This window comes from Polaromonas sp. P1_F6, assembly GCF_056405695.1.
Genome location: NZ_JBFUBQ010000005.1, coordinates 140,021 through 162,732, shown reverse-complemented (window position 1 = coordinate 162,732; position 22,712 = coordinate 140,021). Strand labels below are relative to the sequence as shown.

Sequence of the window (22,712 nt, the reverse complement as noted above, 5' to 3'; positions counted from 1 at the left end):
AAATCAGCCTGAACCCAGCCCAAAAGGGTCTGGCTGGCGGCAACGGTGCCAAACGTGCTGCAGCGTGCGCTTTTTGACCTGGACGGGGGTGGCGTCAGCGCTTTTTGTGGGCCCGCCGCAGCTTTTTGGCGTGGGTTTCCATGGCGAGATACGCCACAACGGCCGCGGTCAGCGGCACCAGGTAATAGATCACGCGGTAAGCCACCAGCGCGGCCAGCAGTTCGTACTGCGGCATCTCGTGCGACAGCAGGGCGACGAACACGGCCTCCAGCACGCCGAGGCCGGCCGGCACATGGGTGATCACGCCGGCAATGGCCGCCAGCAGCAGCACGCTGACGACGGCGGAAAACTCGATGCGGTGCTGCAGCAGGATGAAAATAATGCCCGACATGATGAGCCAGTTGCCGGCGCCCATCAGCAGCTGCAGGCCGGCCAGCCGCACGGAGGGCAACACCACCTCATGGCCGCGCAGCCGCAGCATGCGCCGGCGGGAAAACGCGCAAATGCCGAGATAACCCGCAACAACCGCCAGCAGCACCGCACCGATCAGACGCAGGGAGTTGGTGGTGACAGGCCAGTCCAGGGGCAGGGTGGGCGGCTGCAAGGCAAACACCGCGCCGGCGAGCAGCAGGTACCCCATCCAGTTGGTCAACATGCTCAGCGACATGATGCGGGTGATGGCGCCGTTGCCCAGGCCCAGGCGTGAATAGAGGCGGTAGCGAAAAGCCACACCGCCCACGAGGGAGCCGAGGTTGAGGTTGAAGGCGTAGCTGACGAAGGTCACTGCCATCACGGTGGGGGCGCGCAACGGGTGGCGGGTGTAGTGGCGGCCCAGCAGGTCGAAGGTGCTGTAAAGCGTGAAGCTGGCCACGGCTAAAAGCACGGCGCCCCAGGCGGCGGTGAGGGGGTAGTCCTCCAGCGCGGTGAGGACCTGGGACCATTCAATCTTGCGAGCCTGCGAGAACAGCAGGCTGGCGATGAGCAGAAAGAACGCGGCGGTGGCGCCGTGCCTGAGCCATGGCCACCAGGCTTTTTTTTTCGGCACGGCGGGCTGGGGCTTGCCGTGCCGCCCGGGCGGGCGGGGAGGATGGGGCGTGGGCAAGGTGCGGCTTTCGGCCATCACGCGCTCAAATGGGTCTGGCCTGGTGCTGTTGGGGCTCGCGCTGATCGGGCGTGGCCACTTCGGCGGGCGTGATGCGTGGCGCGTGCGCCGGCAGCCAGCCGGCCCAGGCGGGGTAGCGGCGCAGCAGGTGAAAGACAAAGTAGCTGCGCAGCGTGCGCCACCACGTGGGCTTCACCAGGTCCTGGCGGCCTATCTCTTTGCAGCTGTGCTGCATCAGGTGGTCCAGCCGCGTGCCCAGGTCGTTGTTGAAGGTGCGGTCGCGGATCATGACGTTGGCCTCGAGGTTGAGCGCCAGGCTCAGCGGGTCCAGGTTGCTGGAGCCCACGGTGGCCCATTCGTCGTCGATCACGGCCACCTTGCCGTGCAAGGGGCGGTCGCAGTATTCGTAAATGCGCACACCCGCGTCCAGCAGGTGGTGGTAGAGCATGCTGGCGGCGGTCTTGACGATCGCCATGTCGGGCTCGCCCTGCAGGATGAGGTGTACGTCCACACCGCGCCGCGCGGCGTGGCGCATTTCCCTGAGCAGCCGGTAACCGGGAAAGAAATACGCGTTGGCGATCACGACACGCTGGCGCGCCGTGCGGATGGCGGCGCGGTAGTGGCGCTCGATGTCGTTGGTGTGTTTGCGGTTGTCGCGCGTGACAAAAAGCGCCGCGGCGTCGCCCGCCGGCGCGGGCACGTCGTCCCTGCGCCAGGTGCCGGCCACGGAACGGGCGCGTTCGGAAAAACGTTCACGCAAGCCCGTGGGCGGCTCGGCGCCGGCATTGCGCTGCCCCGCCGCCAGGGCCCTGCGCACAAAGCTGTGGATGTCGGCGACAAGGGGGCCTTCAATCTCGACGGCATAGTCCTGCTTGGCCTGCGGGCCGAAGTCGGCCAGGTGGTCCGCCGAATAGTTGATGCCGCCGACGAAAGCACGTTCGCCATCGACGACCACAATCTTGCGGTGCATACGGCGAAACAGGTTGGTGCGCCAGCCCCACAGCCTGGGCCCCGGGTCAAACACATGCACGCGCACGCCGGCCCGCGTCAGGGTGGAAATGAATTCAGGTGACAGGTCCGGAGAGCCGTAGCCGTCGATCGTCAGGTCGATTTGCACGCCGCGCCGCGCCGCCTGGTGCAGGGCCGCGTGCAGCTCTTCACCGACCTTGTCTTCAAACAGGATGAAGGTTTCCACCACCACCTCGCGTTTGGCCGCGGCAATGCACTCAAAGACGCGCGGGAAAAACTCCTCGCCGTTTTCAAGCAGCTGGAACTGGTTGCCGCTTACCCAACGACTCATGTTCAGAGCTCGATTTCTGCCGCAAGGGGCGCGTGATCTGACAGGTGTGACCAGGGCCGCAGAGGCAGCACCACCGGTGCGTGGCCGATGGCGTTGCGCACATAGATGCGGTCCAGCCGCAGCAGGGGCAGGCGTGCGGGAAAGGTGCGCGCCGCCTTGCCGTTGGCCTGCACAAACACTTCATGCAGCTCTGCGCCTTTTTCCAGCCGGGCATGGGCGCGGTGCCGCCAGTCGTTGAAGTCCCCGGCCACCACGACGGGCGCGTGCGGCGGAATGTTGTTGCGCACGAGCTCGCACAGCATGTCCATTTGCTGCTCGCGGTGCGCTTCCATGAGGCCCAGGTGCACGCAGACGGCGTGCACGTTCACGCTGCGGCCGGGTATCTGCAGTTCGCAATGCAGCAGCCCGCGGCGCTCGGGCCCGCTGATGGACACGTCGAGGTTTTCAAAACGCACGATGGGGAACTTGGACAGCACGGCATTGCCGTGGTGCCCGTTGGTGTAGACCGCGTTGCGGCCGTAGGCGAACTGCGGCCAGATGGTGTCGGCCAGGAATTCGTAGTGCGGCGTTTCCGGGTAGTTGTCGAACTTGTCCTGGTGCTTGACGTGGTTGCCCGTTACTTCCTGCAAAAACACCACGTCCGCCCCGACGCCGCGAACGGCTTCGCGCAGCTCGGGCAGGATGAATTTGCGGTTGAAAAAGGTAAAGCCCTTGTGGATGTTGACCGTGAGTACCTTGAACGAGAACGAAGATTCGGGGCTGACCGCTGCAAGTGCAGTCTGCGTGTCGGCCTCGACGGCCTCCATGTCGATCAGCGTGGCGGCTTCAGGAGAGCGGGTGGGCACGGCGACAGACAGGGCATCCGGCCCGCGGCGCGAAGCTGAAGAAGGCGATGGCGAAGGGGATTCGGGTGTGGAAGTCGGCATAGGAAAGATAAGCGAGTAGGCCCAGACAGGCAGGCGGAAAGGGCGCAGGACAGGCCTTGGCACCCATTGTTATTCTGCGCCCGGGGAGTGACTGTAGGACAGTAACTTATTTGCGGCAGGGCGCGGCGTACGCAAGCGCCTGGGACGTGCCTTTGGCCACAGCCCGCGGGCGCAGTGTCCTACATGGCGCGGAGGGCCTCTCCGATAAGGCCGGCGGGCCCGGCCCGCTAGATTGAATTCAACGTTAGCCCCGATGAAGTGGCAGGCGTGTTTTTTCAACCCAGCCTACGAGCACAACCCAAGGAACTACTCCCATGTTCAAAACCCCCTCTTCCATGAAGACCCTTTCCCTTGCAGCTGCCATGACGGCCGCACTGATGTTTGGCGCAGCTGCACACGCGCAGACCGATCCTGCGGGCAAACCAGGCGACAGCTCGGGTTCGGTCTCCACCGGTGCAACGGCCAAGACGCCTGAGCAGCGTGACGCCGCCAAGTCCGAAAAACAGGCAGCGAAATCCGACAAGAAGCAGGTCAAGGCCGCCAAACGCGCTGCACGCAAGAGTAAAGCCGCCACTGCAGGCGCTGCCCCCACGGATTCGGGCGGTACCAGCAAGTAAGGCCAGGCGCTGCCTTGGCGCCATGACAGTTTCAGGTTGAAGGTGCGCTGACGCGTTGCCATCACCCTTTTTGAAGGAGTTTGATATGTCCAAGTACTTTATGCGTTCCATTCCTGCGGCCGCTGCGTTGACCGCAGTCACGTTGTTCGGCTCTGCCGGCGCCTTTGCACAGGGCCTCGGTGTGGGTGTCGGCACCGGTGTAGGGGTCGGCGTCTCGGCCGGCCAGAACACCCATATCGACGCCGGTGTTCGCGCGAATGCCGCGGCAGGCGCTACCTCGGACTCCAGCGGGCCCTCCTCGGGATCTTCCAGCGGCAGGCTCGGTGCCGGCGCCAATGTCTCCGGCTCAGCCCAGGGGGACACCTCCGCAGGCAGCAGGGCCGCGGCCGCGGTGGACAACACTGCCCGCAGCACCGGCCGGGCTGTAGCCCGCACCGGCAACGCCGTGAAGAGCGGCGCCAAGCGCACCTACAACAAGCTGGATAGCGCTGCGGGCAGTGCCCGTGTCCAGGGCAGTGTTCAGGGTGATGCGGCCGTCGGCGGCACTTCGAAGTAAGGGCAGGCAAGGTGCGGGTGTAATCGCCGCAAGGTAGTTGCACCGCCACAAAGCCGGGCACGGGGTTCTACCTGCCCGGCTTTTTTCGCGCCTGCGTTATTTGGGCCGGGGCTGCTGCAAGCCCTTGCCGGGCTGGGGTAGCTTCCCGGCCCGGAGTTCGGTGACAGCGGTGGCAACCGCCCTGGCCACGTTGCGGACTTCTTCCATCAGGGCTTTGTCTGCGTCCAGCGTGTCGTGGCTGKTGGCATAGGGTTCGTAGTAGCCGATGTAGCGGTCCAGGCGGGCCGGGCTGCCTGCGTCAATCAGACCCATCCAGTCCAGCCAGTCGCACAGGCTTCGGCGCGCGCCCTCGATCCCGGCCACGTCGCCATGCACCACGACACCGTACGCGCGGCCGGCCAGGTGCTTGGGATAGTCCCAGCCTTTCATCTCCAGCGCCTTGGCTTCCTCAGGCTTTTTGCCGTGGGTGGTGGTGGGGTCGGGGTTGCCGCCGTCGGCACACACCAGGCGGTCGATCATGAGCTTGAGCGGGCTGGGTGACTGGTACCAGTACACGGGCGTGAGGATGATGACGGCATGCGCAGCCGTCCAGCGTTCGTAGATCTCGGCCATCCAGTCGCTGGTTTGCCCCAATGCATGGTTGGGGTAGCAGCTGCAAGGCCAGTGGCACAGCGGCATGGCGGTCGACACGCAGCCTTTGCAGGGGTGGATGTTGAGGCGGTAGCTGGAGGTGAGCAGGCTGAGGTCCAGCACATCGGGATTCATGCCTGCCTCTTGGAGGGTGGTCTTCGCGCTGTTGAGCAGGCGCCAGGTCTTGGAGATTTCGCCGGGGCAGGTGCCGTCGTTGCGGGCGGAGCCGCACACCAGCAGCACGCGGGAAGGCGTGGCCGGGTCTTTCCAGGCCGCCTGCGCTTTGGCCAGGCGTTCGCGGGTTTCCAGCCATTCGACGGACAGGTCGTAGTCGGGGTCGGAAAATTCTTCCCCGGCCTTGCGCGTGTGGGGCGCCTTGCGGCCCTCCTGGTAGGCATCCCAGGCCACGCCTTCAAGCCGGGCCAGGGCTTCGTCTTCCTGCCGGAATGCCGGGTCGACAAAAGATTGCATGAAGCGTTCGTGGAACGCGTCGCGTGAAAGGACGGCCGGTGCCTGGCCTTTGCGTACCGTGGTCATCTGCCGAGTCTAGTGACCCTGCAGGGCTTGAACCGGGGGTTTCGATGCCGTCCTACGCGGGCTTTCGGCGCCGTCTGGCGAGCTGCGGTTTTTGGTAAAAATGGCCTGTAATCCTTATGTAAGCAGCGCAGACAGCTATCAAAATAATAGCTAATGAGAAATGTGAACTGGCCACAAAAAAGCCCGCACGCAGCCGTTGGGGCTGCCGTGCGGGCCTGACACCGCTTCAGTTCAGCGTGTCGCAGTTATGGCTCAACCTTTTTGTGGGGCCGGGCCGTGGCCGCGAGGACCGCCATGGCGCATGCCGTGCTTTTTGTGCTCGGCATCAAAGGTTTTTTGCTGCTCGGGTGTGAGCCCCGCGTAGAAGGTCTTGGTGGCTTCACCGCGCTTGTCCATCGCCGCGTTCATTTCGGCCATGCGCTGGGTGCGCATTTCCTTCATCTTGTCGATGCGCTGAGGCGTGGTCAGCTTGTCGAACTCGGCGCGTTGCTCCGGCGTGGGACGTGCTCCGTGTGCGGGCGGCTGCATGGAGGCGGTGTAGCTGGTCCATGCGCCTTCCTGGGCAGGCGTGAGCTTGAGCTTGGCCTTCAGTTCGGCCTGGTGCTTGGCGATCATGGCCTGCATCTTGGCGGGGTCGTGGCGGCCCATGCGGCCTTCGTGGGGGCCGGCAGGCTTGCCTGCGGCGGGCGGCGATCCGGCGGGTGGTGCAGGAGGCGTTTGTGCCATGGCACCGGCGCCAACGGTTGCCAGCAGGCCGGCCAGTACGAGGCTGTTGAGGGAAGCAGGGCGGTTGAATGCGAATTTCATGGGGAACTTCCTTTCAGGAGAAGATGCCTGAGTTCCATTGAGTCGTGACATACGGCTTTTGGCTTCAGGTTGAAAGCAAGTGTGCGGGCCGTCTGTTTCCCTGGCGTTGCCGAAAGGTAAAGATTCACCCCTATCGGCACTCACTTCGTGTAGCGCCTTTTCCCCTTCCAGGGGACGGCGCCTGCGGCCTGGCGAAGCCAGTTCCGCGGCCCCTGCTGGCTTGGTTGGCGTAATTGACTGCGGTCAATTGCCATCGCCGTCCGGGGTGCCTACAATGGCCTCAGCTTGTCGGGGTGCCAAGGATGTTTCCGTGAGGAGGCTTTCGAGGCTGAGATCGCAGTATGCGAGACCCGCTGAACCTGATCGGGATTATCCCCGCGTAGGGAACAACGCAATTGGCTCCGGAACTCCGCAGCGGCATCCCACATGCCACCGATGGACCCCCGGCTCCCCAGCAGGCACCCCACCTTCTGGAGAACCACATGGCCAAAACCCGACTCACCGTTGACACCCAAGACCTCACCAGTCGCATCACGCGCGCGCCTTTTCCGGGCTCCGCAAAAATCTATATTGAAGGCTCGCGCCCCGACATTCGCGTTCCGTTCCGTGAAGTCACGCTGACCGACACGCTGGTGCACGAAGGCGCCGGCGAGCCGCGCCGCGAGGCCAACCCGCCGCTGCGTTTGTATGACGCTTCGGGTGTCTACACCGACCCGGCCTCGCCCATCGACATTACGCGCGGCCTGCCGCCGCTGCGCGGCGCCTGGATCAACGAGCGCCAGGACACCGAAGCCCTGCCCGGCATCAGCAGCGCCTACGGCCGTGAGCGCCTGAACGATCCGGCCCTGGCCGCGCTACGCATGGCGCATGCGCCCGTGCCGCGACGCGCCAAGGCCGGCGCCAATGTGTCGCAGATGCATTACGCGCGCAAAGGCATCATCACCCCCGAGATGGAATACATCGCGGTGCGCGAAAACCTGGTGCGCGCGCAGCTGGCTGAGCGCCTGGCCACCGAACGCATGCCGAAAAAAGGGCACTCCTTCAACGCCGCGATTCCGGAGCAGATCACGGCCGAGTTTGTGCGCGACGAAGTGGCGCGCGGCCGCGCCGTCATTCCGAACAACATCAACCACCCTGAGAGCGAGCCGATGATCATCGGCCGCAACTTCCTGATCAAGGTGAATGCCAACATCGGCAACTCGGCGGTCACCTCGAGCATCGAAGAAGAAGTCGACAAGCTGGTCTGGTCGATCCGATGGGGCGCAGACACCGTGATGGATCTCTCGACGGGCGAGAACATCCATGAAACACGCGAATGGATTTTGCGCAACTCGCCGGTACCCATCGGCACGGTGCCGATTTACCAGGCGCTGGAAAAAGTCAACGGCAAGGCCGAAGACCTGACCTGGGAAATCTTCCGCGACACGCTGATCGAGCAGGCCGAGCAGGGCGTGGACTACTTCACCATCCACGCCGGTGTGCGCCTGGCCTATGTGCCGCTCACGGCGAATCGCCTGACGGGCATCGTCTCGCGCGGCGGCTCCATCATGGCCAAGTGGTGCCTGTCGCACCACAAGGAAAGCTTCTTGTACGAACGCTTTGACGAGATCTGCGAGATCATGAAGGCGTATGACGTGTGCTTCTCGCTGGGCGACGGCCTGCGCCCCGGCTCGATTGCCGATGCGAACGACGAAGCGCAGTTTGCCGAGCTGCACACGCTGGGCGAGCTCACACAGATCGCCTGGAAGCATGATGTGCAGGTGATGATCGAAGGCCCCGGCCACGTGCCGCTGCAGCTGGTGAAGGAAAACGTCGACAAGCAGCTCGAAGCCTGCTTTGAAGCGCCTTTCTATACGCTGGGCCCGCTGATCACCGACATTTCGCCGGGCTATGACCACATCTCTTCGGCCATGGGCGCGGCCAACATCGGCTGGTACGGCACGGCCATGCTCTGCTACGTGACGCCGAAAGAGCATTTGGGCCTGCCCAACCGCGACGATGTGAAGCAGGGCCTGATCGCCTACAAGATCGCCGCGCATGCGGGCGACCTGGCCAAGGGCTACCCTGGCGCGCAGATGTGGGACAACGCGGTGTCGAAAGCGCGCTTTGAGTTCCGCTGGGAAGACCAGTTCCGCCTGGCGATCGACCCTGACACGGCGATGGCGTATCACGACGAAACGCTGCCCAAAGAGAACGCCAAGGTGGCGCATTTCTGCTCGATGTGCGGGCCGAAGTTCTGTTCGATGAAAATCTCGCAGGAGGTGCGCGAGTTTGCGCGGCTCAACCCGGCCACCACCACGCTGGCGTCGGCCACCACGACAATTCCCATCAAGCAGATCGCCACCGGCTTTGAGGAAAAGGCCAAGGAGTTTCGCGAAGGCGGGAGCGAGATTTATTCCTGAGTTGTTTCGGAGCCGTCCCTGACATGAGCACTTTGCACATCGGCATCGCGGGCGCAGGCCTGGCCGGACGCACGCTGGCCTGGCGCCTGCTGCGCGCCGGCTGCCGCGTCAGCCTGTTCGATGCGCGGGCGCGTGACGATCTGGCCACGGCCTCGATGACGGCGGCGGCGATGCTCTCGCCGCTGGCGGAGCTGGCGGTGGCTGACGAGGCCGTGTTTGCCCTGGGCCAGCGCTCGATGCAGCTATGGCCGCAATGGATTGCCGAGCTGGAGGTTGCAGGCTTGCCGGTGTATTTCCGGCGCGAAGGTACGCTGGTGGTGGCCCATGCACCCGACCAGAGTTCGCTGGAACATTTCACCCGCCTGCTGATGCACAAGCTGCCTGATGCGTCACGTGCGCAGGTGCAGGCGCTTGATGCCGCTGCGCTGGGCCGGGCCGAGCCCGCGCTTGCCGGGCGCTTTGGCGGCGGCCTGTTGCTGGAGGGCGAAGGCCAGCTGGCCAATGACCAGTGGATGGCCGCGCTGGCGGTGGAGATCGACAGGCTGGGCGGCACCTGGCTCGAAGGCCAGGCAGTCAACGCTGTGGAAGAGGGCCGCATTGTCTGCGCCGGACAAACCCATGGCGTGGATGTTGCGGTGGACGCACGCGGTGTGGGTGCGAAGGAAGGCTGGCCGCAGCTGCGCGGCGTGCGCGGCGAGGTGCTGACGGTGGAATGCGCCGGCGTGACGTTGCAGCGCCCGGTGCGCCTGATGCATCCGCGCTACCAGCTGTATGTGGCGCCGCGGCCCGGCCACCGTTTTGTGGTGGGCGCGACCGAGCTGGAATCGGAAGACAGCGGGCCGGTGACCTTGCGCTCCACACTCGAGCTCGCCAGCGCGCTGCACAGCCTGCACCCGGCTTTTGGCGAGGCCAGGGTGCTGCGCCTGGCGGCTGCACTGCGGCCTGCGCTGGACGACCACCGGCCGGCGATTGCGCTGCGCAACGGTGTCTGGCACATCAATGGCCTGTACCGTCATGGGTATCTGTGCGCGCCCGCGCTGGTGGATGGGCTTGTCCATAAACTCCTGGGTACGGAGAATGAATGACATGACGACGACAACATTGGAAATATCGTTGAACGGTGAACGCATGGAAACCGATGCGCCGACACTGCAGGCATTGCTGCAGGCGCGGGGCTACGACTTCAAGAGCGCCTTTGCCTGCGCCATCAACAATGGGTTTGTGCCGCGGCCGCAGTGGCCGGAGCGCGCGCTACAGGATGGTGATCGCATCGATGTGGTGACCCCGATTACAGGGGGATAGACATGACACACCCCTGTCGGATGCTCACTGCGTGTAGCACCTTCCCCCCTTGCAGGGGGCGACGCTGGCGGCCTGGCGGAGCCAGTTCCGCGGCGTCTGCTGGCATCGCGATACTTTTGCGGAACGCTTGATATGACAACACCTGCATTACCTTCTATCGCCCACGGCCAGCCCCTGAAGGTCGGTGGCAAGACTTTGTCCAGCCGCTTCTTCCTTGGCACCTCGCATTACCCCTCGCCGCAAGTCATGAGCGATGCGGTGCGTGCCAGCGGGTGCGAAGTGCTGACGGTGGGCCTGCGCCGCCTGCAGCCGGAAAGTGGCGGCGGCAACAGTTTCTGGCAACGTATCCAGGCGCTGGGCTGCCACATCCTGCCCAACACGGCGGGCTGCCACAGCGCGGAAGAGGCGATCACGCTGGCGCAGATGGCGCGCGAGATTTTCGGCACGACCTGGATCAAGCTGGAGGTGATCGGCGACGACTACACCTTGCAGCCCGACACACACGCCACCCTGCACGCCGCAACGGTGCTGGCCAAAGACGGGTTTGCCGTGTTTGCCTACACGACGGATGACCTGGTGATAGCCCAGCGCCTGCGTGATGCGGGCTGCGCGGCCGTGATGCCCTGGGCAGCGCCCATTGGCACGGGCCGCGGGCCGCTGAACCCTTATGCGCTGGAAACCATGCGCCGCCGCCTGCCCGATGCGGTGCTGGTGGTTGATGCCGGCATCGGCCGGCCTTCGCATGCGGCGGCGGTGATGGAGCTGGGCTTTGATGCGGTGCTGCTGAACACCGCGGTGGCGCAGGCCGGCGACCCGGTGCGCATGGCGCGCGCTTTTGCCGACGGCGTGGCCGCCGGCCGCGCCGCTTATGAGTCGACACCCATGCCGGAGCGGGCTGCCGCGCAGGCTTCCACGCCGACCGTTGGCGTACCCTTCTGGCACGCACCCTGACTGGACTTCCGATGAAAACCCCCGCCTTTGCCCCATTGACCGGCCCAATTGGTTTTTACCCCGTGGTGCCCGACGCAGCCTGGGTCAAACGCCTGCTGGGCTGGGGCGTGCGCACGATCCAGCTGCGCATCAAGGCGGCGGACCACACGTCTGCGGAGATTTCCGCCGAAGTACAGGCGGCGATTGAAGCAGGGCGCGGCATCAAGGGCGCGCAGGTTTTTATCAACGACCACTGGAAGCTGGCGCTGGATTTCGGCGCGTATGGGGTGCACCTGGGCCAGGAAGACCTGGACACGGCCAACCTGGATGCGCTGCGCAAGGGCGGTGTGCGGCTGGGCCTGAGCACCCACACGCCGGCTGAACTTGCGCGCGCGCATGCGGTGCAGCCGTCTTACCTGGCCATTGGCCCTGTTTACCCGACGACGCTCAAGGTCATGCCTTATGAGCCGGTGGGGCTGGAGCAGCTGCGCGACTGGGCCTTGCGGGCGTCGCCCTACCCGGTGGTGGCGATAGGCGGCATCTCGCTGGACCGCATCGCCGGCGTGATGGCGTGTGGCGTGGGCGGCGTGGCTGTGGTGAGCGCCGTGACGCTGGCAGTCGACCCGCAGGAAGCCGCGCTGCACGGCCTGCGCCTGGCGGCACCGAACCGGGCCTAGATCGGGTTCATGGATGAAAAGGCCCGCTCAGGCAATCTGAACGGGCGCAAGCAGCTATTAATTTGATAGCGTCGGGTAGTCTGTGTAGCCCTTTTCGCGGCCGCCGTAGAAGGTGGCCTTGTCCGGCGTGTTGAGCGGCGCGCCAGCGCGCAGCCGCTCCACCAGGTCCGGGTTGGCGATATAGGGCTTGCCGAAGGCGACCAGGTCGGCGCCGTTGGCGACCGCTTTTTCAGCCAGCACCTGGTCGTAGCCGTTGTTGACCATCCATGCGCCCTTGCCGCCGGCCTGACGGTAGGCGGCCTTGAGTGCCTTGTAGTCGAACGGACGGTCGTCGATTTCGCGCGGGCCGCCGGTGGCGCCTTCGATGATGTGGATGTAGGCGAGATTGAGTGTGGCAAGCTGCTTGACCACGTAGTCAAACAAGGGCTGTGGGTCGGTGTCGTGCACATCGTTGGCGGGCGTGACGGGTGACAGGCGAATGCCGGTGCGGCCGCCGCCCACGGCATCCGTCACGGCCCGGGTGATTTCCAGCAGCAGGCGGGCGCGGTTTTCGATGCTGCCGCCGTAGTCGTCGGTGCGCTTGTTGCTGCCGTCTTTGAGGAACTGGTCGAGCAGGTAGCCGTTGGCGCCGTGGATTTCGACGCCGTCAAAACCGGCCGTCTCGACGGCGTTACGCGCCGCTGCCGCAAAGGTGTGCACGATGCCAGGGATTTCAGCTGCCGTGAGCGCGCGCGGTTCAGAGGTTTCAACAAAGGTCGGCACGCCGTCCTCGATCAGCACGGTCTTGGTCTTGGCGGTGATGGCCGAAGGCGCGACCGGCTTGCCACCGTCAGGTTGGAGTTTGGTGTGTGAAACCCGGCCGACATGCCAGAGTTGCACGACGATCTTGCCGCCCTTGGCATGTACAGCACGGGTCACTTCCTTCCAGGCGTCGAGCTGCTCGCTGCCGTACAACCCTGGGACGTCGGCATAGCCCTGGCCCTGATGGCTGACGGCGGTGGCCTCGGTGATCAGCAGCCCGGCGCTGGCACGCTGGCCGTAATAAATCTGCGCGATGTCGGTCGGGATGGCGTTGGGTGAGCGGTTGCGCGTGAGCGGCGCCATCACGATGCGGTTGGCAAGGGCCAGGTCACCGGCTTTGTTGGAGTCGAATAGGGTGGGCATGGTTGGTCCTGAAGGTCAAAAGCTGCGGAAATGAAAACAGGGCCAGTTTGGCCCTGTTTGGATTGGCCCGCCCAACACGGGTTGCTCGTTTCATGCTATTGACCGACCCATAAGGACACGCCATGGCGTGTCCTTGGTCTTTGTGCATTCGAGTTTGTCTTCGGCTGCTTGGCTGTTCGGTATTCCTTCCCCACCCCCTTCTGTATGCGCCGAGGAGCGGAGGGCCAGACGGATCAGGGCAAAAACTTGTTTGAGCCGCAGGCGAGTTGTTTTTGACCCCGGCTGGACCGAGCACCGCAGGTTGCCCGTAGCGAAGCGCAGGGACGCAGACAGCAGGGTCGCCTTTTCTTTTGCTTACTTTGCTTTTGGCGAAGCAAAAGAAAAGTGAGTTGCCGCCGGGCAACCCCCGGCCCCGGACCGCAAATCAACATCAGCGTCCGGCATGCCACTTAACTTATTTAAGCAGACCCTCGTGCTTCATGGCCGCCTGCACAGCTGGCCGAGCCGCAACACGCTCCCGAAACGCAGCAATGTTCGCAAACCCCGAAATATCCACCCCGACCCGCGGCGCCCAGTTGGTCACGGTAAAGAGGTAAGGGTCGGCCACGCTGAAGGCATCGCCCATCAGGTACTGCTTGCCGGCGAGCTGGCTGTCCACCCACTTGAGGCGCGACAGCAGCTTGTCGATGACGATGGTCTTGTAGTCGGCCGGTGTGGCGGCATTGAACAGCGGGCTGAAGCCCTTGTGCAGTTCGGTGCCGACAAAAGTCAGCCAGGACTGCAGCTTGTAGCGCTCCAGCGTGCCGTTGGCGGGTGCGAGTTTCTTCTCCGGCACCTGGTCGGCGATGTACTGCACGATGGCCGGGCCTTCGGCGATGCGTGTGCCGTCGTCCAGCTCCAGCAGCGGGACATAACCCAGCGGGTTGATGGTGTAGTAGTCGGTGCCGTCTTCCAGCTGGTGGGTTTTGGTGGGCGCCAGCACATGCTCGAACTTCAGGCCCGACTCGTGCAGCGTGATGTGGGGTGACAGGGAGCAGGCGCCGGGGGAGTAGTAAAGTTTCATGGTGTCTTGTCCTTTGTGGGGTAGCGGAGTGCGGTGGGAGTGTGGCGGGAATGTCGCACAGCCCCTCATGCTAGCCGGAACAGCGGATTATTGCTGGCCGGGCGCGCCACAATAGCCGCATGGCAAAACTTTTCAAATGGCTGGTGTTCCTGGCCCTCGGCTTGATGGTGCTTCTGGCCGTGGTGGCCTACACCTTGCACCGCTGGGTCAGCACGGACGACTTCCGCCAGCGCGTTGAGCGGGAGGCGTCGGCCGCGCTGGGCGTTCCCCTGACCCTGGACCGGGTGGCGGTGGACATCTGGCCTTTGCCCGCTGTGGCGCTGAGCGGTATTTCCGTGCAAAGCAAGCCGCCGCTGACGCTGGAGCGCGTGGAAGTGCGGCCCGAATGGCGCCCGCTGTTGCAGGGGCGCCTGGAAGTGGCCACCCTGCGGGTGCGCCGGGCGGTGTTGCCGCAGCAGGGCATTGACGCGCTGCTCCTGCTGCTGCAAAAGAAGAAGCAGGCGGTGCCTGTCAAACCGGGCGCACCGGCGTCTGCAGCCAACACGGGCCCGGAAATGAACCGGCTTGACTGGTTGCCGCGCCGCACGGTGCTGGACGAGGTTACCTGGGTGAACACCACCGGCGCACGCACCACGGTCAAGGGCGAGGCCAGCCTGGGCGCCGATGGCCTGCCGGAGAACGCTTCGATCAAATTGACAGAAGGCAACCTCCAGGGTCTGGAGGCAACGCTGCAACGCGTGGAAGCGCAAGCCGGCGAGGCCGGCGGTGCCGCACAGTGGGACTTGCTTGTGAAGGTGGGCGGCGGCAAGCTGGAAGGCCGCCTGGGCCTGCAGCGCGGTTTTGTGGCGGCCGCAGCAGCAACGGCCGCCGCCAAGCCGGGCGCCAAGGCGCCGCCGGTGGCGCGTTCGGCGGAAGAACTGGTGCTGCAGGGCCAGCTGAAAACCAGCGGTGTCGAGGTGTCCGCACTGACGGCGCCCGCCAAGGCCCTGACCGGCCAGCTTGACGCCACGACCACGCTCAATGCGCGCGCCGCCACCACGGCTGCGCTGGTGGATGCGCTGCAGAGCCACACCACCTTCACGGTGCGCGATGCAGTGGTGAACGGGCTGGACCTGGCCAAGGCGGTCAAGACGGTGGGGCTGAGCCGTGGTGGCCAGACCCGGCTGGATACCTTGGCCGGGCAGGTCAGCACCCTGGGGCGGTCGGCGCAATTGACCAACCTGGTGGCGAGCTCCGGGGCATTGAGCGCCACCGGCAATGTGGCGGTCTCATCCGCGAAAGCCCTGAGCGGGCAGGTCAGTGTGACCCTGGCCGGCGACAGCAAGATCGGCAGTGCCATTGGTGGCGCCGTGGGGGTGCCGCTGGTGGTGGGCGGCACGCTGGACAACCCGGAAGTCACGCTGTCACGCGCGGCGCTGCTGGGGGCCGCCATCGGCACCGTGCTGCTGCCTGGCGTGGGCACCGGGGCCGGCGCTGGTGTGGGCGAAAAGGTCGGTAAAAGCCTGCGGGGCATCTTTGGCAAGTAGGCCCGGCACTCTCCGGTTGGGCGCGTCAACAGGCGCTTGACTGCTCCTAAAGGCATAGCGATCCTGAAATTGTGCTGAGCCGCTGCGTCCTTGTCCTACAGGGCCATGCGGGCGCTGCTGATTCGGAAAATCGTCGCCTGCTTTTAGCATGGGCTTATGGGTCATGGGCTGCGTTGACTCACCTTGACTTCACACTTTGATGCCCATGACGTGCGTAACGCCGTAACGCCTCATCCTGCGCATTCGCGCAAGAGGCCACTTTCTGGAGGCCATCATGCTCAAGTACGCGATTATTTTTGCGCTGATTTCATTGGTTGCCGCTGCCCTCGGTTTCGGTGGTGTGGCAGCGGGCGCAGCAGGCATTGCCAAAATCCTGTTCGGCCTGTTCCTGATCCTCGCGGTTATCTTCATCGTGCTGGCTGCGCTGGGTGTAGGCGCTGCAAAGAAAGCGCTGAAGTAGATGGCTGCGAGCACCGACATGCCGGCCAGCACCATGGCCGCGCGGTTCCGGCAGCGGCTGTTCCACCCGTGGCGACAGCCGGGCAATGAGGCTGCGCGCTTGCCTGCGTCGCCTGCCGGTGTGGCGCCCAAACGGCCGCTGGGTTTCCAGGCCAGCATTGCCGAGTTTTTACTGATCAACCGCTTGCGTGCGCGCCGGCCGGCTGCACCGTCTGCCGATGTGCTGGAGCGCGCGGCCCGCATTGTGTTTGTGACCTGCAAAAACTGGTTTGCACCGGCCGAGAACCGGGAAGTCAGCCACCGCACACGTCTCTGACTGCGCGGCCGCCTGACGCACATTCCTGCAAACCGTGCCGCTACTGCACGTCACGCATCCACAAGGTTTCTTTTCACCGGTTCAGGCTTATGCACACCACCCTTATTGACCTGCTGCTGGAATACGAGGTCACTCATCCTGCCCATTTCCTGTTTCACATCGAGGCGGCTTTTCACGAAGGCCATCATGTTGTGGAAGAGCGGCTGACCATCACGCCCAGCATGAAGGTGCGGAACTTTTCGGATGAGCGCAGCGGCAACCGCTTTATCCGCCTGGACGCTCCCAAGGGCGTGCTTTCGGTGAACTACCATGCGCGCGTGGAGCTGCACCCGGCCCCGGTGCCCCTGCACCTGGACGAAACCCCCGTGACGGCGGTGCCGGATGAAGTGCTGCGCTACCTGATGCCCAGCCGCTATTGCGAATCCGACGTCATGAGCCGGGCCGCGCAGCAGCTGTTTGGCCACTTGCCGCCGGGTATTGGCAGGGTGCGTGCCATCGAGGCCTGGATTCACGACTCGATTGGCTACCTGCCGGGTTTCAGCAATTCCACGACGACCGCGCAGGAGGTGTTTGTGCAGCGCGCCGGTGTCTGCCGCGACTTTGCACACCTGGGCATCACGCTGTGCCGGGCCTTGAACATTCCCGCGCGGCTGGTGGTGGGGTATGTGCATTTTGACGAGCCGCCGGAAGATTTCCATGCCGTGTTTGAAGCCTGGCTGGAGGGGCGATGGGTGATCTTCGACCCGACACGCATGGCGCCTATCGACCGCCTGGTGCGCGTGGGCACAGGCCGCGACGCCAAGGACGTGGCTTTTGCCACCATTTTTGGCGGTGTGCAGATGCTGCGCAAGGAACTCTCGATCACCGAGGGAGACATCCTGCCCGGCGTTTCGACCGGCGTGCATTCCCCCGCGCTGACCGTGGTCACGGTCTAGCCAGCGGGCGCCGCTATGGCTGGCGCGTTGCGGCGCTTCAGCACCAGCAGCCCGAACAGCGTGGCCGTGATGTACATGCTGAAGGAGTAAATCGCCGCCGGCAGGGCCAGCTGGAAGTTGTTCAGCACGGCCAGCGCGATGAAAATGGCCAGCGTTGCGTTGTGAATGCCGATCTCATAGCTGATGGCGGTTGAGATGGGCTTGTCCAGCCCCGTGGCCCGCGAGACGTAGTAACCGGCCAGCAGGCTCACGAGGTTGAAAGCCAATACCGCCGGGCCGACGGCCGCAAAGGTGCTGGCAAGCGCCTGCCACTCCTTGACGACTGCGCCTACGGCCACCACGGCCAGCACGATGATGCTGAAGACCTTGGTCGGGTTTTCGCTACGCGCGGCCCAGGCGGGTTTGCGCGTGCGCAGCCACATGCCGATGGCCACCGGCACCAGCACGATGACGATCACCTCCACCACCTTGCCAAACTGCAGCGGCACCACCTGGCCTGTTTTGGCGAAGGTGTTGATGGCCCAGTTGGCAATGATCGGCATGGTGACGATGGACAGCAGCGTGTTGATGGCGGTCAGCGAGATGTTCATGGCCACGTTGCCGCCGAAGAGGTGGCTGAACAGGTTGGCCGAAATACCGCCGGGTGAGGCGGCCAGCAGCATCAGCCCCACCGCAAAGAGCGGCGGCACATTCAGCAGGACGATGATCGCGTAGCAGGCAACGGGCAGCACGATGACCTGCAGCACCAGTGCCACCGCCACGGCCTTGGGGTATTTGAGCAGGCGGGTGAAGTCCTCGACCTTCAGGGTCATGCCCAGGCCGAGCATGACCAGCGCGAGTGCCGCGATCAGCAGCTGCGCGACGACAGGTGAGCCGCCGCTCATGACTTGTAGCTTTCGTCGAGCTTGTCGAGCTTGCGAATCAGCGAGGGCCAGACAAAAGCACCACCCAGGCCGCCGGTCTGCACGCGCATGGCCTCGGCCACACCCTTGACGATGAGCGGGTTGACTTCGGTGAGTTCGCCGCCGGCCTGGGCGTCGAGCTGGATGCGGCAGGTGTTCTCGAAGGTGTACATGCTCAGGAAAGCGTCGGCAATCGTTTTGCCCACTACCAGCAGGCCGTGGTTGCGCAGCATCAGGAAGTTGGCTTGCCCCAGGTCGGCCTGTAGGCGCGGCTTTTCATCGTCGCGGAAGGCCACGCCTTCGTACGCGTGGTACGCGAGGGACGCCAGCACGAAGGTGGACTGCTGGCTGATGGGCAGCACGCCGCACTTTTGCGCGCTCACGGCCACGCCGGCACGCGTGTGGGTGTGCAGCACGCAGCCGGCGTCGGCGCGCGCGTCGTGGACCGCACTGTGGATCACAAAACCGGCCGGGTTTACCGGGAAGGGCGTATCAATGATCTTGTTGCACTGGCCGTCGACCTTGACCAGGCTGGAGGCCGTGATCTCGTCGAACATCAGGCCGTAGGGGTTGATCAGGAAATGGTGATTGCCGGCGCCGGAAATGGTCTCAGGCAGCTTGGCGCTGATGTGGGTGAAGACGAGGTCGCTCCAGCCGTAGAGCGCGACGAGGCGATAACAGGCGGCGAGGTCGCAGCGCAGTTGCCATTCTTCGGCGCTGACGACTTCCTTGAGGGAGGGGATGTGCATGAGGGTTGTCTCCGTGGTGTGTATGAATAAAGGTGCTCTGCGGCATGAACTGCCCACGATACGTGGGTGCTTGACGGGGAACTGTCAAAAATTTGACAATTGACCGCATGCCTGTCGTTCCGAAGACACCTTCGCCCCTTTCACCGCTCTCACCGCCATCCTTGCTTGCCCGCATGTCGGCCAACCCGTGGTTCGGTGCGCTGCCGGCGGCGGACCGTCAGGCGCTGCTGGCGTCGTCCGAGGTGCTGCGCCTGCGGCCCGGCGAAATGCTGTTTCGCCAGGGGGATGCACCCGGCGGCTTTTATGGCCTGCTCGGCGGCCTGCTGAAGATCTCCTCGCTGCGGGAGGATGGGCGCGAGGCGATTCTGGTGGTGCTGGAGGCGGGCAACTGGATCGGCGAGATCTCGCTGATGGACGGCGAGCCGCGCACGCACGATGCCACGGCCTTGTCGGCGGTGGAGGTGCTGGTGGTGCCGCAGGCCGCTTTTACCCTGCTGATGCAGGGTGCGCCGTTTGCGCGGGCCATTGCTGGCTTGCTGGCCGCGCGCGTGCGCTCGCTCTACGGCATGGTGGAAGACGCCGCGCTGCGTTCGACGCGCGCCCGGGTGGCGCGCCGCCTGCTGTTGCTGGCGCGCGGCGATGCCACGATGGCATTGAAGGCGCGGCCGGTGGTGCGGGTTTCGCAGGAGGCGCTGGCCATGATGCTGGGCATCTCGCGGCAGACGCTGTCGGTGGAACTCAAGGTGATGGTGCAGCGTGGCGCCATCGCGCTCGGTTACCGCTGCATTGAAATTGTTTCGCCTGCGCGGCTGGAGGCGTTGGGCAACGTATCGCGCTAGGGCGGGTTCAATGCCGGCCGGGCCGCGTGTCGTTTTCCAGCCGGGTCAGCCAGACCATCGCGCTTCCCGCGTCGGCGCCACACATCTCGGCAGACGCCATGAGCTGCCCGCACACCGCAGGCCGTTCGGGCTGGCCGAAAATCAGGCAGCGGTTGGCATCGTCCAGCTGCGCGCAGCGCACGCCGGCCGGCTTGCCGTGCGGCATGCCGGGTATGGCGGAGCTGATGGAGGGCGCGATGCAGCAGGCGCCGCAGCCGGGACGGCAGTTCATGGCTGGTGGTTTGCTATGAAAAATATAGCTGCTCGCGCAGATTTCTATTGGGCTGGAGCCGTATTTGATGCTCAAAAAAGGCCTGTGGGGCCGTTTGTGGGGCAAAAATCAGTCGGGTTTGATTTTTGCCCGTGCCGCCACTTCCTTCCAGCGCACCTGCTCGGTCTTGATGAAAGCGCCGTACTGCGCCGGGGTGTCGCCGATCGGCTGGGCGGTGTCGCCGCGCAGGCGTTCGGTGGCCTGCGGATTGCGCATGGCCTTGTTGCAGGCTTCGGCGATGCGGTCGATGTTGGCCTGCGGCATGTTGGCCGGCGCATTGAGGCCATACCACTGCGTCATTTCAAAACCGGGGTAGCCGCTTTCCGCCACGGTAGGCACGTCGGGCAGCTGGGGCAGGCGCTCCTTGGTGCCGGTGGCAATGCAGCGCAGCTTGCCTGACTTGATGTGCGCCAATATGGCTGGCGCACCTACGCTCGCCGCTTCGAGCCGCCCGGCCAGCAGGTCGGTCAGCTGCGGGCCGGTGCCGCGGTAGGGCACGTGCAGCACAAAAATGCCGGTGGCCATCTTCAAATATTCAAACGCCAGATGGCCGGCACTGCCGTTGCCGGCCGAGCCGTAGTTGAGCTGGCCGGGCTTGGCCTTGGCCAGCGCGATGAATTCTTTCAGGTTGTTCGCAGGCACGCTGGAATTGACGACATACAGGCTGGGCACCTTGGCCAGCAGCGAGATGGGCTTGAAGTCCTTGTTGGTGTCGAAGGGCAGCTTGTCGAAGATGAAGGGGTTGACCGCCATGGTCCCGATGTGGCCCAGGATGATGGTGTGGCCGTCGGTGGAGGCTGCGCACTCCTGCATGGCGATGTTGCCGCTGGCGCCGGGCTTGTTTTCCACAAACACGGTTTGGCCCAGGCTCTTGGTGAGTTCGTTGGCCGCTGAGCGCGCAACGATTTCCGAGCTGCCGCCGGGCGCGAAGGGTACGAGCAGGCGTATGGGTTTGCTGGGCCAGGTGCTTTGCGCGTGCGCGCTGCCGAGAAGAAGGCCGGGGAAGGCCGAGACAGCGGCTGCGGCGCTGCCGGCCTTGAGGCCAAACTGCAATGCGCCGCGGCGCGTGTTGAGGTGTTTCATCTGATGTGTCTCCATGTTGTGGTCGCCGCCGTTTTCATCGCCGGCGTGTCGGTCCAATATAGGACCGAACATGAGGTGCGGCGCTACGTGATTCCGCTAATGAGGCTAACCCCCATGCGCTAGATGAAGGATGCGTCGAAACGTTCGCGCGCGGCCTTCAGGTTCTGGTGGTTGCGCTCGGCCCAGTTGTCCAGCGGGATCAATGTTTCGCTGAGCGACTGGCCCAGCGCGCTGAGCTGGTATTCCACATGGGGCGGCACGGTCTGGCGGTCAAAGCGCAGCACCAGGCCATTGCGCACCAGCTCCTTGAGTGTCTGCGTCAGCATCTTTTGCGAGATGCCTTCGATGCGGCGCATCAGTTCGTTGTTGCGCACCGGGCCGTCAGCCAGCGCCGGGATCACCAGCAAAGCCCACTTGCTGGCCACCAGCTCCAGCGCTTGCCGCGACGGGCAGGCCTGGCTAAACACATTTGAAGCGTCGGTGGGTGGGTCGCCGGGAATTGTCATGGTTACCAGAAGGTGCGTACTTGCCTATGGGTAATCGTAAACCTAAGCTGGTGGCTCTTCAACCGATTAACCCTGTTCCTGAAAGAAGTCCCCTGATGGCCTGGCTCTATTTACTCGCTGCAAGCATTGTCGAAATCGCAATGGCTTTGTTCCTGAAATCTTCCGAAGGCTGGACGCGCCTGTGGCCCAGCGTGCTGGGGGTGGCCGCGGCCGGCGCCAGCATTTTCTTTTTGACGCATGCCGTCAAGACCTTGCCGGTGGGTACGGCCTACGCGATCTGGACGGGCATCGGCTCGGTCGGCGTGACGCTGATTGGCATTCTCTGGATGGGCGAAAGCGCCTCGGCACTGCGCCTGACCTGCGTGGCGTTGGTCGTGGCCGGCATGGTGGGCCTGCGCTTGCTGGATGGCACTGTTTGATCAACCCATCGCACGGAGAAACGCATGACCCATCTGGTTTATATCGAAGCCTCGCCGATGCAGGCGGCATCCACTTCAACTTCCGTCGCCACCGCCTGGCTGGACGTCTATCGCCAGGCGCATCCAGACGTCACCGTGGACACGATCAACGTGTGGGACATCGACCTGCCGCCTTTTGACGCCGACATGATCGCAGCCAAGTTTGCCGTGTTGCGCGCGCAGAATGCGACAGCGCCGCAGCAGGCGCTGTGGGCGCGGGCAGTGGAGGTGTCGCAGCGCTTCAATGCGGCGGACCGGTATCTCTTCAGCCTGCCGATGTGGAATTTCGGCATTCCCTATCGGCTCAAGCATTTCATCGATGTAGTGACCTTGCCGGGGCAGAACTGGAGCTGGTCAAGAGAGGCCGGTTATAAGGCGCTGCTGCCAGGCAAGAGTGCGACGCTGGTGTATTCAAGCGCAGGCGCGTATCTGCTGCGGCCCGAGGAAGATGAATCCGATTTCCAGAAACCATACATGCGGCGCTGGCTGCGTTTCCTGGACATTGCGGTGACGGCGGAAATCAGCGCCGCACCGACGCTGGTGCCGCCCGAAGAACTGGCGGCGACCAGGGCCGGTGCGATGGAACGCGCCCGCACCTTGGCCTCAACCCGTTAAG

General features: G+C 64.4%; 26 protein-coding genes and 1 riboswitch. Of the genes, 14 read left to right on the top strand and 12 right to left on the bottom strand.

The window, feature by feature from the left end:
• Positions 1–94 precede the first annotated feature (94 nt).
• Genes AC1DY9_RS16175 through AC1DY9_RS16165 form a run of 3 tightly spaced genes read right to left on the bottom strand, consistent with a single transcriptional unit; the run spans position 95 to position 3,208 of the window.
• The gene (locus AC1DY9_RS16175; RefSeq protein ID WP_477667027.1) at positions 95–1,120 is read right to left on the bottom strand and encodes a lysylphosphatidylglycerol synthase domain-containing protein; all 1,026 of its coding nucleotides are present in this window, start codon (positions 1,118–1,120) and stop codon (positions 95–97) included.
• A gap of 7 nt (positions 1,121–1,127) precedes the next feature.
• A complete protein-coding gene (clsB, locus tag AC1DY9_RS16170; RefSeq protein WP_457281873.1) occupies positions 1,128–2,402 on the bottom strand; it encodes a cardiolipin synthase ClsB in 1,275 nt (424 codons plus the stop codon).
• 2 nt (positions 2,403–2,404) lie between these two features.
• The gene (locus AC1DY9_RS16165) at positions 2,405–3,208 is read right to left on the bottom strand and encodes an endonuclease/exonuclease/phosphatase family protein (protein WP_457282084.1); all 804 of its coding nucleotides are present in this window, start codon (positions 3,206–3,208) and stop codon (positions 2,405–2,407) included.
• Between the two features lie 434 nt (positions 3,209–3,642).
• Here AC1DY9_RS16165 and AC1DY9_RS16160 point away from each other — a divergent pair, with 434 nt between their 5' ends.
• Positions 3,643–3,945, top strand: coding sequence for a hypothetical protein (locus tag AC1DY9_RS16160; protein ID WP_457281872.1), 303 nt, complete (start codon positions 3,643–3,645; stop codon positions 3,943–3,945).
• 85 nt (positions 3,946–4,030) lie between these two features.
• Positions 4,031–4,501 carry a hypothetical protein gene (locus AC1DY9_RS16155; RefSeq protein ID WP_477667026.1) on the top strand — a complete coding sequence of 157 codons (471 nt, stop codon included), beginning with the start codon at positions 4,031–4,033 and terminating at the stop codon, positions 4,499–4,501.
• 96 nt (positions 4,502–4,597) lie between these two features.
• Here AC1DY9_RS16155 and AC1DY9_RS16150 read toward each other — a convergent pair whose 3' ends face one another.
• Both AC1DY9_RS16150 and AC1DY9_RS16145 read right to left on the bottom strand, forming a co-directional pair.
• Positions 4,598–5,668, bottom strand: a complete 1,071-nt coding sequence (locus AC1DY9_RS16150; RefSeq protein WP_477667025.1) for a flavodoxin family protein — start codon at positions 5,666–5,668, stop codon at positions 4,598–4,600.
• Positions 5,669–5,920: 252 nt separating this feature from the next.
• Entirely contained in the window at positions 5,921–6,475 is a 555-nt protein-coding gene (locus tag AC1DY9_RS16145) for a Spy/CpxP family protein refolding chaperone (RefSeq protein ID WP_457281869.1), read from the bottom strand.
• 279 nt (positions 6,476–6,754) lie between these two features.
• Positions 6,755–6,878: riboswitch (TPP riboswitch) on the top strand.
• A 79-nt stretch (positions 6,879–6,957) separates the two neighbouring features.
• Between AC1DY9_RS16145 and thiC the strand changes: the two genes are divergently transcribed.
• From thiC to thiE, 5 genes are all read left to right on the top strand, one after another.
• A complete protein-coding gene (gene thiC / locus AC1DY9_RS16140; protein WP_457281867.1) occupies positions 6,958–8,877 on the top strand; it encodes a phosphomethylpyrimidine synthase ThiC in 1,920 nt (639 codons plus the stop codon).
• A 23-nt stretch (positions 8,878–8,900) separates the two neighbouring features.
• Complete coding sequence (gene thiO, locus AC1DY9_RS16135) at positions 8,901–9,962, top strand: glycine oxidase ThiO (protein WP_457281866.1); 1,062 nt, start codon at positions 8,901–8,903, stop codon at positions 9,960–9,962.
• Position 9,963: 1 nt separating this feature from the next.
• Complete coding sequence (thiS, locus tag AC1DY9_RS16130) at positions 9,964–10,179, top strand: sulfur carrier protein ThiS (protein WP_457281865.1); 216 nt, start codon at positions 9,964–9,966, stop codon at positions 10,177–10,179.
• Between the two features lie 132 nt (positions 10,180–10,311).
• Positions 10,312–11,130 carry a thiazole synthase gene (locus AC1DY9_RS16125; RefSeq protein WP_457281864.1) on the top strand — a complete coding sequence of 273 codons (819 nt, stop codon included), beginning with the start codon at positions 10,312–10,314 and terminating at the stop codon, positions 11,128–11,130.
• Positions 11,131–11,141: 11 nt separating this feature from the next.
• Positions 11,142–11,786, top strand: a complete 645-nt coding sequence (gene thiE / locus AC1DY9_RS16120) for a thiamine phosphate synthase (RefSeq protein WP_457281863.1) — start codon at positions 11,142–11,144, stop codon at positions 11,784–11,786.
• A 57-nt stretch (positions 11,787–11,843) separates the two neighbouring features.
• Here the strand turns inward: thiE and AC1DY9_RS16115 are convergent, their stop codons facing one another.
• Together AC1DY9_RS16115 and gstA are read right to left on the bottom strand one after the other, a co-directional pair.
• Positions 11,844–12,950, bottom strand: a complete 1,107-nt coding sequence (locus AC1DY9_RS16115) for an alkene reductase (protein WP_477667024.1) — start codon at positions 12,948–12,950, stop codon at positions 11,844–11,846.
• A gap of 454 nt (positions 12,951–13,404) precedes the next feature.
• Positions 13,405–14,013 (bottom strand): glutathione transferase GstA, encoded by a 609-nt coding sequence (gstA, locus tag AC1DY9_RS16110; RefSeq protein WP_457281861.1) that lies wholly within the window; start codon positions 14,011–14,013, stop codon positions 13,405–13,407.
• Positions 14,014–14,132: 119 nt separating this feature from the next.
• On the opposite strand from gstA, the gene AC1DY9_RS16105 reads away from it, so the two are divergent.
• The 4 genes from AC1DY9_RS16105 (at position 14,133) to AC1DY9_RS16090 (ending at position 17,249) form a co-directional block, all read left to right on the top strand.
• Positions 14,133–15,539 (top strand): AsmA family protein, encoded by a 1,407-nt coding sequence (locus tag AC1DY9_RS16105; RefSeq protein ID WP_477667023.1) that lies wholly within the window; start codon positions 14,133–14,135, stop codon positions 15,537–15,539.
• A gap of 274 nt (positions 15,540–15,813) precedes the next feature.
• The gene (locus tag AC1DY9_RS16100; RefSeq protein WP_457281859.1) at positions 15,814–15,999 is read left to right on the top strand and encodes a DUF1328 family protein; all 186 of its coding nucleotides are present in this window, start codon (positions 15,814–15,816) and stop codon (positions 15,997–15,999) included.
• Complete coding sequence (locus tag AC1DY9_RS16095) at positions 16,000–16,314, top strand: hypothetical protein (RefSeq protein WP_477667022.1); 315 nt, start codon at positions 16,000–16,002, stop codon at positions 16,312–16,314.
• Positions 16,315–16,403: 89 nt separating this feature from the next.
• A complete protein-coding gene (locus AC1DY9_RS16090) occupies positions 16,404–17,249 on the top strand; it encodes a transglutaminase-like domain-containing protein (protein WP_457281857.1) in 846 nt (281 codons plus the stop codon).
• Here the strand turns inward: AC1DY9_RS16090 and AC1DY9_RS16085 are convergent.
• Positions 17,246–18,133 (bottom strand): bile acid:sodium symporter family protein, encoded by an 888-nt coding sequence (locus AC1DY9_RS16085; protein ID WP_477667021.1) that lies wholly within the window; start codon positions 18,131–18,133, stop codon positions 17,246–17,248. The two genes, AC1DY9_RS16090 and AC1DY9_RS16085, sit on opposite strands and share 4 nt — an antisense overlap.
• Positions 18,130–18,900: a class II aldolase/adducin family protein gene (locus tag AC1DY9_RS16080; RefSeq protein WP_477667020.1), complete on the bottom strand. Its 771-nt coding sequence runs from the start codon at positions 18,898–18,900 to the stop codon at positions 18,130–18,132. The genes AC1DY9_RS16085 and AC1DY9_RS16080 overlap by 4 nt, the downstream gene beginning before the upstream one ends.
• A gap of 173 nt (positions 18,901–19,073) precedes the next feature.
• Here AC1DY9_RS16080 and AC1DY9_RS16075 point away from each other — a divergent pair, with 173 nt between their 5' ends.
• Positions 19,074–19,739: a Crp/Fnr family transcriptional regulator gene (locus tag AC1DY9_RS16075; RefSeq protein ID WP_457282083.1), complete on the top strand. Its 666-nt coding sequence runs from the start codon at positions 19,074–19,076 to the stop codon at positions 19,737–19,739.
• Positions 19,740–19,746: 7 nt separating this feature from the next.
• On the opposite strand, the gene AC1DY9_RS16070 is transcribed toward AC1DY9_RS16075, so the two are convergent.
• From AC1DY9_RS16070 to AC1DY9_RS16060, 3 genes are all read right to left on the bottom strand, one after another.
• Positions 19,747–20,010, bottom strand: coding sequence for a YkgJ family cysteine cluster protein (locus tag AC1DY9_RS16070; protein ID WP_457281854.1), 264 nt, complete (start codon positions 20,008–20,010; stop codon positions 19,747–19,749).
• 108 nt (positions 20,011–20,118) lie between these two features.
• Positions 20,119–21,132, bottom strand: a complete 1,014-nt coding sequence (locus AC1DY9_RS16065) for a Bug family tripartite tricarboxylate transporter substrate binding protein (RefSeq protein WP_457281853.1) — start codon at positions 21,130–21,132, stop codon at positions 20,119–20,121.
• Between the two features lie 119 nt (positions 21,133–21,251).
• Complete coding sequence (locus AC1DY9_RS16060) at positions 21,252–21,638, bottom strand: winged helix-turn-helix transcriptional regulator (RefSeq protein ID WP_457281852.1); 387 nt, start codon at positions 21,636–21,638, stop codon at positions 21,252–21,254.
• A gap of 95 nt (positions 21,639–21,733) precedes the next feature.
• On the opposite strand from AC1DY9_RS16060, the gene AC1DY9_RS16055 reads away from it, so the two are divergent.
• Complete coding sequence (locus AC1DY9_RS16055; RefSeq protein WP_457281851.1) at positions 21,734–22,057, top strand: DMT family transporter; 324 nt, start codon at positions 21,734–21,736, stop codon at positions 22,055–22,057.
• Positions 22,058–22,081: 24 nt separating this feature from the next.
• On the top strand, positions 22,082–22,711 hold the full coding sequence (locus tag AC1DY9_RS16050; protein ID WP_477667019.1) for an FMN-dependent NADH-azoreductase: 630 nt from the start codon (positions 22,082–22,084) through the stop codon (positions 22,709–22,711).
• Position 22,712: the final 1 nt, after the last annotated feature.

Excerpts from the sequence above, each read along its gene's own strand:
- AC1DY9_RS16175 (WP_477667027.1), bottom strand. The coding sequence starts at position 1,120 with ATGGCCGAAAGCCGCACCTTGCCCACGCCCCATCCTCCCCGCCCGCCC.
- clsB (WP_457281873.1), bottom strand. The coding sequence starts at position 2,402 with ATGAGTCGTTGGGTAAGCGGCAACCAGTTCCAGCTGCTTGAAAACGGC.
- AC1DY9_RS16165 (WP_457282084.1), bottom strand. The coding sequence starts at position 3,208 with ATGGAGGCCGTCGAGGCCGACACGCAGACTGCACTTGCAGCGGTCAGC.
- AC1DY9_RS16160 (WP_457281872.1), top strand. The coding sequence starts at position 3,643 with ATGTTCAAAACCCCCTCTTCCATGAAGACCCTTTCCCTTGCAGCTGCC.
- AC1DY9_RS16155 (WP_477667026.1), top strand. The coding sequence starts at position 4,031 with ATGTCCAAGTACTTTATGCGTTCCATTCCTGCGGCCGCTGCGTTGACC.
- AC1DY9_RS16145 (WP_457281869.1), bottom strand. The coding sequence starts at position 6,475 with ATGAAATTCGCATTCAACCGCCCTGCTTCCCTCAACAGCCTCGTACTG.
- thiC (WP_457281867.1), top strand. The coding sequence starts at position 6,958 with ATGGCCAAAACCCGACTCACCGTTGACACCCAAGACCTCACCAGTCGC.
- thiO (WP_457281866.1), top strand. The coding sequence starts at position 8,901 with ATGAGCACTTTGCACATCGGCATCGCGGGCGCAGGCCTGGCCGGACGC.
- thiS (WP_457281865.1), top strand. The coding sequence starts at position 9,964 with ATGACGACGACAACATTGGAAATATCGTTGAACGGTGAACGCATGGAA.
- AC1DY9_RS16125 (WP_457281864.1), top strand. The coding sequence starts at position 10,312 with ATGACAACACCTGCATTACCTTCTATCGCCCACGGCCAGCCCCTGAAG.
- thiE (WP_457281863.1), top strand. The coding sequence starts at position 11,142 with ATGAAAACCCCCGCCTTTGCCCCATTGACCGGCCCAATTGGTTTTTAC.
- AC1DY9_RS16115 (WP_477667024.1), bottom strand. The coding sequence starts at position 12,950 with ATGCCCACCCTATTCGACTCCAACAAAGCCGGTGACCTGGCCCTTGCC.
- gstA (WP_457281861.1), bottom strand. The coding sequence starts at position 14,013 with ATGAAACTTTACTACTCCCCCGGCGCCTGCTCCCTGTCACCCCACATC.
- AC1DY9_RS16105 (WP_477667023.1), top strand. The coding sequence starts at position 14,133 with ATGGCAAAACTTTTCAAATGGCTGGTGTTCCTGGCCCTCGGCTTGATG.
- AC1DY9_RS16100 (WP_457281859.1), top strand. The coding sequence starts at position 15,814 with ATGCTCAAGTACGCGATTATTTTTGCGCTGATTTCATTGGTTGCCGCT.
- AC1DY9_RS16095 (WP_477667022.1), top strand. The coding sequence starts at position 16,000 with ATGGCTGCGAGCACCGACATGCCGGCCAGCACCATGGCCGCGCGGTTC.
- AC1DY9_RS16090 (WP_457281857.1), top strand. The coding sequence starts at position 16,404 with ATGCACACCACCCTTATTGACCTGCTGCTGGAATACGAGGTCACTCAT.
- AC1DY9_RS16085 (WP_477667021.1), bottom strand. The coding sequence starts at position 18,133 with ATGAGCGGCGGCTCACCTGTCGTCGCGCAGCTGCTGATCGCGGCACTC.
- AC1DY9_RS16080 (WP_477667020.1), bottom strand. The coding sequence starts at position 18,900 with ATGCACATCCCCTCCCTCAAGGAAGTCGTCAGCGCCGAAGAATGGCAA.
- AC1DY9_RS16075 (WP_457282083.1), top strand. The coding sequence starts at position 19,074 with ATGTCGGCCAACCCGTGGTTCGGTGCGCTGCCGGCGGCGGACCGTCAG.
- AC1DY9_RS16070 (WP_457281854.1), bottom strand. The coding sequence starts at position 20,010 with ATGAACTGCCGTCCCGGCTGCGGCGCCTGCTGCATCGCGCCCTCCATC.
- AC1DY9_RS16065 (WP_457281853.1), bottom strand. The coding sequence starts at position 21,132 with ATGAAACACCTCAACACGCGCCGCGGCGCATTGCAGTTTGGCCTCAAG.
- AC1DY9_RS16060 (WP_457281852.1), bottom strand. The coding sequence starts at position 21,638 with ATGACAATTCCCGGCGACCCACCCACCGACGCTTCAAATGTGTTTAGC.
- AC1DY9_RS16055 (WP_457281851.1), top strand. The coding sequence starts at position 21,734 with ATGGCCTGGCTCTATTTACTCGCTGCAAGCATTGTCGAAATCGCAATG.
- AC1DY9_RS16050 (WP_477667019.1), top strand. The coding sequence starts at position 22,082 with ATGACCCATCTGGTTTATATCGAAGCCTCGCCGATGCAGGCGGCATCC.